Origin of the sequence: Vibrio sp. ER1A (genome assembly GCF_000733315.1) — a bacterium.
GTDB lineage: Bacteria > Pseudomonadota > Gammaproteobacteria > Enterobacterales > Vibrionaceae > Vibrio > Vibrio mediterranei.
Genome location: NZ_JPJA01000094.1, coordinates 259209 through 265430, shown reverse-complemented (window position 1 = coordinate 265430; position 6222 = coordinate 259209). Strand labels below are relative to the sequence as shown.

The window sequence follows — 6222 nt, the reverse complement described above, 5'->3', positions numbered from 1 at the left end:
TGGCAGGAACGATCTATTGACTATGTAAATTCAATATTGCAAAGCTATAACGAAAGAAATGGCAATGTAAATATAACACCACATATATAAATAGAATCTGATTATAGATTTAGATATTTATAAACTTTTATTGTGTTTTTCTAAGATATTCTCTTTACAAAATGAGTTAGATGTTTAATTCTAATTTCACCAACGAGAACAACAAGAATTATTAGAAAAGGAATATTCTATGTCTTTACCTATTGAGTGGTTTACAACTAGCTATACACGAATTCAAAAATGGGATATCGAAGGGTTGTCATTATTGGAGGCAGAAGCAGCGTTAGAAACCTATTTAACAGATAACAACCCTATCTCACTAGAGATGGCTGATTACATTGCCGAGAACTGGACTTGTCGCCGTATACAAATGCTGGATTCTGAATCAAGGCGTACCCTAATGAAAATCTGGGATGAACGAGAAATAGCGGCGCACGGATAGTTGTTTATCCTATCGAGTCAATTTAATTTAGTTATAGTGCATTAGGTATATTAAAAAAGGCGCTTCTTACAGCGCCTACACTTCTAAACCAATTGGAACTCATCGAGATTTCTTTTTGCCTTTTGACTTGAATCCTTGATGTGGGAATACATTTCGAATTCGTTGTTGGCATGCTTTCGCTACTGAGTTGCTAAATTTTAGCTTCATACCGGTACGGGTTTGGTAAACTTTTAAAACACCTGTCGCTTTATCACGCTCGACAATATCTTTAAGATTATGTCGAAAAGATGGAGGAATATGACCTTTAACGTTACCTAGTTCACCGTTATCAAACTTTACAGTTAAAACTGGACGGTCAACGGCAACAAGCCAGAAAACAACAAGTGCACCTATCAGAACAACGTATAACATCGCAACTACTCCCTATTCCCTGGCTAATCAGACAGTAACTTACTTAAGTCCTCTTTCAGGCTGCTCACTGTCTTGGTCGCTTTCTCACTGCGTGACGCTTCACTTAACAAGTATTCGATCGCTTCGGATAACGTACATCCGAGTTCGTTTGCTCGGTAAGACAGCTTTTCCCAAACTCGATAGTCAAGATCGATAGACTTTTTCTTGGTATGAACTTGTTCTGCATTATAGTGACGCTTGCGCTTGGCACGAATTGCCTGCTTGAGTTTATTATCAAGCTCTGCAGACATATGCTCATCAATCCAATCAAGAACCAGAGTAGGCTCGTGTTCTAATGATTTAAAAGTCGCAACGGCCTGCTCGATTTCACTGGTATCAATATAGCGAGTGATATTCTCACCCTCGCGCCACTTTTTAGATAAATACTGCCACTTCCAACCACATTCTAGGTTTTCAAGCTGTTGGTATTTCATTGGTTTGCGTCCCTACTCTGTTTACAGTGACAGCGTAACCCAAGTCACGTGACAACTCAATAAAAGAACACAAAATCTGAGAATCTGCTCCCGATTAACCGTGCTCTATTACTAACGTTACTTCGGGTTTCGTTGTATACTCCTTCCAAATTTTAAATAAGTAGCATCTTAATGAATCTAGTCCCTTGGCAAGACGTTTGTCCGCAGTACAACAACTATCAGACCACTATCGAACAAGCACCGAACATTGCACCAGCATCGCTGCTTGATTTGCAACCTCGTTTACAAGCCGCTCTCAAATTCTTCACATCAAAAGCTTGTAAATCTAAAGTGTTAGTCGTTAAAGATGGTGACAATCTAAAGTACCGTGAACTAATAGCTGCTTCACTCAAAGCATTAGGCAAACATGTTGTTGTGACAAAGGATACAAACTCAGCGCTACTGTTTGATCATTACGCTAAGGTTGATAACCAACTTGAAGTTTCCGCAGGATTAATTTCTCAAGCCAATAACGGGTTTCTTGTGGCTTCAACCCAAGCAGCATTAAGTACGTTAAGCACTTGGGGAAATATTAAGGCTTTGCTATCAGGAGCATCACTAAATAGTGTGGCCATTGATAAGCAGTCCACTGTTTTATCTCCACCACAATTCCAATCAGACTTTAAATTGATCATTCTTGGTGACCGAGACCAACTTGCTGAATTTGATTATGCTGATAATGATTTTCGTTCTGGCTTTATGCAGTATACTGAACTGGAGAGTGATCTAAAGGTCTCCGAAAAAACTATCTCGACTTACTTCGGTTTTGTAAATGGTCTGCTAGAGAAGCAGCTTCCCGAATATAGCCTAGATAGTTCAGCCTACTTGCGCCTCCTTCAAGCGGGAGCTCGTGAAACAGAAGATAAGCAGTACCTTCCTTTGTCCATCGATTGGCATTCAGCACTGCTTGGTGAAGCGTCATCTTTTAGTCATGACAAAGTAATAACATCCGCTCATATTGAGGAAGCGATTTGTGCGAAACGAAGCAGAGAAGCCTATCTTCCTGAACGTGCAATTGACGATATTCTCGAGGGACAAGTTGTTATCGAAACTCAGGGACAACAAGTTGGCCAGGTCAACGGATTAACTGTTATCGATATACCTGGGCACCCAGTATCCTACGGTGAACCAGCTCGAATTTCTTGCGTAGTGCACTTTGGCGATGGTGATGTCTCTGATGTCGAGCGAAAAGTCGATCTTGGCGGTAACATCCATGCGAAAGGCATGATGATTATGCAGGCGTTCGTTTCTTCCGAGTTGGATCTTGATGCCCCGCTCCCTTATTCTGCCTCTATTGTGTTTGAGCAATCTTATTGCGAGGTTGATGGTGACAGTGCGTCGTTAGCTGAGTTGTGTTCTCTTGTAAGTGCATTATCTGGCTATCCTATCGATCAACAAATTGCGGTCACAGGTGCTGTCGACCAATTTGGCCGCGTTCAAGCCGTCGGTGGCCTCAATGAGAAAGTCGAAGGTTTTTACAGCGTATGCAAACACCAAGGGTTTACGGGTAAACAAGGTGTAGTGCTTCCGAAAACTAATCTTCAACACCTAGCACTCAGCACTGAGGTGGTAGACAGTATTAAGCAAGGTGAGTTCCATATTTGGTCAGCCACACACGTTGACGAAGTGGTTCCTCTACTTCTTAATAAGCCTTTCAAGAGTGAAGACGAAGATAGCGTTATTGGAAAGATAGCCGAACGCATTGAAAATTTTGAAAAACTTGAACTACCGGAAACTTTGTTAGAAAGGGTTAAAAACTGGTTTGTCTAGTCGTGGTCGGACTTGTCTAGCGTACACCTGTTCACTAAGATGCTCATACCAAAATTTGGAGTAATTTAATAATGCAAAACAGACGTGAATCTTATAGCCGTGAAGATCTTCTAGCCTCTAGCCGTGGTGAACTATTCGGCGAAGGCTACCCTCAGTTACCAGCACCAAACATGCTGATGATGGATCGTGTAACTAAAATGTCAGAAACCGAGGGTGACTTTGGTAAAGGTTTAATTGTTGCAGAATTAGATATCACCCCTGACCTATGGTTTTTTGATTGTCACTTTATTGGTGACCCAGTCATGCCAGGCTGTCTTGGCCTAGATGCAATGTGGCAGCTAGTTGGCTTCTACCTTGGTTGGATTGGTGGCGAAGGTAAAGGTCGTGCTCTTGGTGTAGGTGAACTAAAATTCACTGGTCAAATCCTTCCTACTGCGAAAAAAGTAACGTATGAGCTACACATGAAGCGCGTAGTAAATCGCAAGCTTGTTATGGGTATCGCTGACGGACGTGTCCTAGTAGATGGTAAAGAGATCTATGTTGCTAAAGACCTAAAAGTCGGCCTCTTTAAAGATACATCAACTTTCTAAATAGAAGTTTTCAATAAACGACTCCCCGGAGTCGTTTATTTTACTCATACATATTTAGTTATAGTGCATTAGAAGTAACAACCACAAAAAAGACCTCAAGATGAGGCCTTAAAATACTTCAATTTTGCTCCCGACTACTTGAAGAGTCCTGAATGTTTGTCATCTCGGGCATCACGCCAACCGCCTAGCCAATAAGACTTAGCATCCATTTGTTGATAGGGACAGGTTTCCATCGATCGACCATTCAATCCAGCTTTATAACCCTGTGATTGAGCTCGCTCTAGACGATCACGTTTTTGTCTCTTCATAGTACGGTCCTCATTATACAAAGCCAGTCTCCCAGCTTTCTACCATTAAAGATTTGTGGAGCTTTTGTGACTCCTCTTTAATAATTGCGCATTATTCCGCTGATCACAAGGTACAAAAAATCCCAGATTCAGAAGTGTGAACCTGGGATTTTTGTCACTTGTGACTATTTGTTACGGCGTAACCCTAAGAACCCTAGAAAAATCATCGCCATCCAACCGAGACTACCCCCTTTACGCTCTACGGGAGCGGCTTCTAATGCACGAGTCTGGATGTCAGCAGATGTTGCATTTGCGATCGGGATCAACTTAACCGCTACTACTTTCTCACGTTTTTGACCATTGCCGCAATATGAGTTGTGGCCAGTTGTATCATAGCCGCCTTCACATTTTAGCGCTGTCGCTACGATAACACCGTCATCGTTAATATCAGCTGCATCGACGATTCGGAACTGGTTATTGTTAGTAGACTCACTACCACCATTCGTTAAGTCATCTAACAACCATGGTCGATTTTGGAAAATAGCACGTCTGTCTATCATGTCCTGATCACCAGAGTCAGCAACAGTATACGGATAGATAAAACCACGTTGACGACGTTTCTTACCAAAATACTCTGTAGACTGTTCGGCATCAACAGCACCAACGATTTCGTTAAAGTTGTTAATAGCTCCCGTCTCACCGCCAGCACCACGGAAGAAGATCCCACTATTACCGTTAAGTTCATCAAAGTACTGCGCAGAACCAACGTTACCGCTAGAGTCGATCGAGGCTAAGAACATTCGGTTAGGTGCAGCGCCATTTTCACGTTTATCTCCTCGACGTTTTGCTTCGCCGATTACAACAAGGTTTGTGTTGATATCAGTAGCTACTGAGTTGCTGTAAACGAAATCATCACCATCTTTCACTGTTGCTCGAGAAATAACTCGTGAAGTTACACTTCCAAGCTTATCAGCCGCGAAATCAGTATTTGGAGTGAATACGGTAGCTTGCATAAACAAGTTGCTTCCATCTTTCGTAGTATTTAGCCCTACAAAGACTGGTTTACCTGAATAAGCGGTAGCTGAAGAAACAGCGACTCCACGTATACTGCCTTGGCTTGCCTTTTTGTCGATATTGTTATCGCCAGTATTCTGCCAACCATAGAACGTATCAGGTTGGACTTCAGTGGCAGAACTTACGCCTGTGACATCCCAAATTGTAGCTTTAGTTGCAAACGCAAAATTTTGACAATCAGCATAAGCGGCAGGATCAGCTTTAATAGTACTGTTGTTAATACAGTTTGCTACGGAGCCACGATAGTTCTTATTAGAATCGTTGTAATCAAAAGGCGCTACAGCAGCACTACCAACAATATATTCATTGCTACCCAGCTTAAATGAGTCAAACGCCATTGTACGACCCATCTTCTGTGTAATATTTCCGTCTTGTTTAGGCAGCAGAATGGACGGGTTTGCACCATCTCCCCAGAAACCTCGATGACGGTAGATCAGAGCACTATTAGAACCGTTGTTATAATAGCCACTACTCGTGTTACCGATTGCTACACCATTACTATCAACTCCATTAACTACTGCGTTACCTGAAGTTGGTGTATAGGTAAACCCACTCGGCGAATAGGCTGCTGATAGAGGTTGCTCCAGAGCGAATAAGCTACCATTTTTGAATACTTGTGCATTTGACTTATACGTCGCGGAATTCCATGCATCACGTTCACGACGTAAACCACCGTGATCACTAAAGCTGTACCATAATTTATCTGTCCACGCAGGGTCACAAGTTTGATAGCCTAATTCATTTCGGCAATAGTCTCTGTTGCGACCCCAGTCTGTATAATAAAAGCTTGAATCGTAATTGAATGGCACTTCTTGACGATATGAGTGACCTTCAGATCCCGCACGCGAATCACCATAGGTTACTATTGCATTAGAAGAGCAGTCCTCTCCAAAACAACCTTTATTGGTACCCGTCTGTTTGGACTTATCAATGGCCGAACCATAGAACTCTGTGATATCAACACCATTGGACAGGCCCGCTTCATAACCGCTAGCAGGCCCAATCTCAACAACCTTATACAACGCTGCCTGACTTGAAGTTGCAGCCATAACACTGGCTGCAATTAATGAAATTTTGAAATTATTACGACTCATGAA

The 6222-nt window shown here is 42.1% G+C and carries 7 protein-coding genes; 3 read left to right on the top strand and 4 right to left on the bottom strand.

Going from position 1 to position 6222, the window contains the following annotated elements; all coding sequences use genetic code 11:
• Positions 1-229: 229 nt before the first annotated feature.
• Positions 230-481: a hypothetical protein gene (locus tag HW45_RS24495; RefSeq protein ID WP_006075457.1), complete on the top strand. Its 252-nt coding sequence runs from the start codon at positions 230-232 to the stop codon at positions 479-481.
• A gap of 99 nt (positions 482-580) precedes the next feature.
• Here HW45_RS24495 and HW45_RS24490 read toward each other — a convergent pair whose 3' ends face one another.
• A complete protein-coding gene (locus tag HW45_RS24490) occupies positions 581-892 on the bottom strand; it encodes a DUF3634 family protein (protein WP_006075456.1) in 312 nt (103 codons plus the stop codon).
• Positions 893-915: 23 nt separating this feature from the next.
• Complete coding sequence (gene matP, locus HW45_RS24485; RefSeq protein WP_006075455.1) at positions 916-1365, bottom strand: macrodomain Ter protein MatP; 450 nt, start codon at positions 1363-1365, stop codon at positions 916-918.
• Between the two features lie 171 nt (positions 1366-1536).
• Between matP and HW45_RS24480 the strand changes: the two genes are divergently transcribed.
• The gene (locus HW45_RS24480) at positions 1537-3174 is read left to right on the top strand and encodes a S16 family serine protease (protein WP_038230502.1); all 1638 of its coding nucleotides are present in this window, start codon (positions 1537-1539) and stop codon (positions 3172-3174) included.
• Between the two features lie 71 nt (positions 3175-3245).
• The gene (gene fabA / locus HW45_RS24475; protein ID WP_038230501.1) at positions 3246-3764 is read left to right on the top strand and encodes a bifunctional 3-hydroxydecanoyl-ACP dehydratase/trans-2-decenoyl-ACP isomerase; all 519 of its coding nucleotides are present in this window, start codon (positions 3246-3248) and stop codon (positions 3762-3764) included.
• A gap of 134 nt (positions 3765-3898) precedes the next feature.
• Here the strand turns inward: fabA and rmf are convergent, their stop codons facing one another.
• Both rmf and HW45_RS24465 read right to left on the bottom strand, forming a co-directional pair.
• Positions 3899-4072: a ribosome modulation factor gene (rmf, locus tag HW45_RS24470; RefSeq protein ID WP_006075701.1), complete on the bottom strand. Its 174-nt coding sequence runs from the start codon at positions 4070-4072 to the stop codon at positions 3899-3901.
• Between the two features lie 164 nt (positions 4073-4236).
• Positions 4237-6219 carry a DUF3466 family protein gene (locus HW45_RS24465; RefSeq protein WP_038230500.1) on the bottom strand — a complete coding sequence of 661 codons (1983 nt, stop codon included), beginning with the start codon at positions 6217-6219 and terminating at the stop codon, positions 4237-4239.
• Between the last annotated feature and the right edge of the window lie 3 nt (positions 6220-6222).

Bases quoted from the DNA above. Each gene is read 5' to 3' on its own strand.
- HW45_RS24495 (WP_006075457.1), top strand. From the start codon at position 230: ATGTCTTTACCTATTGAGTGGTTTACAACTAGCTATACACGAATTCAA.
- HW45_RS24490 (WP_006075456.1), bottom strand. From the start codon at position 892: ATGTTATACGTTGTTCTGATAGGTGCACTTGTTGTTTTCTGGCTTGTT.
- matP (WP_006075455.1), bottom strand. From the start codon at position 1,365: ATGAAATACCAACAGCTTGAAAACCTAGAATGTGGTTGGAAGTGGCAG.
- HW45_RS24480 (WP_038230502.1), top strand. From the start codon at position 1,537: ATGAATCTAGTCCCTTGGCAAGACGTTTGTCCGCAGTACAACAACTAT.
- fabA (WP_038230501.1), top strand. From the start codon at position 3,246: ATGCAAAACAGACGTGAATCTTATAGCCGTGAAGATCTTCTAGCCTCT.
- rmf (WP_006075701.1), bottom strand. From the start codon at position 4,072: ATGAAGAGACAAAAACGTGATCGTCTAGAGCGAGCTCAATCACAGGGT.
- HW45_RS24465 (WP_038230500.1), bottom strand. From the start codon at position 6,219: ATGAGTCGTAATAATTTCAAAATTTCATTAATTGCAGCCAGTGTTATG.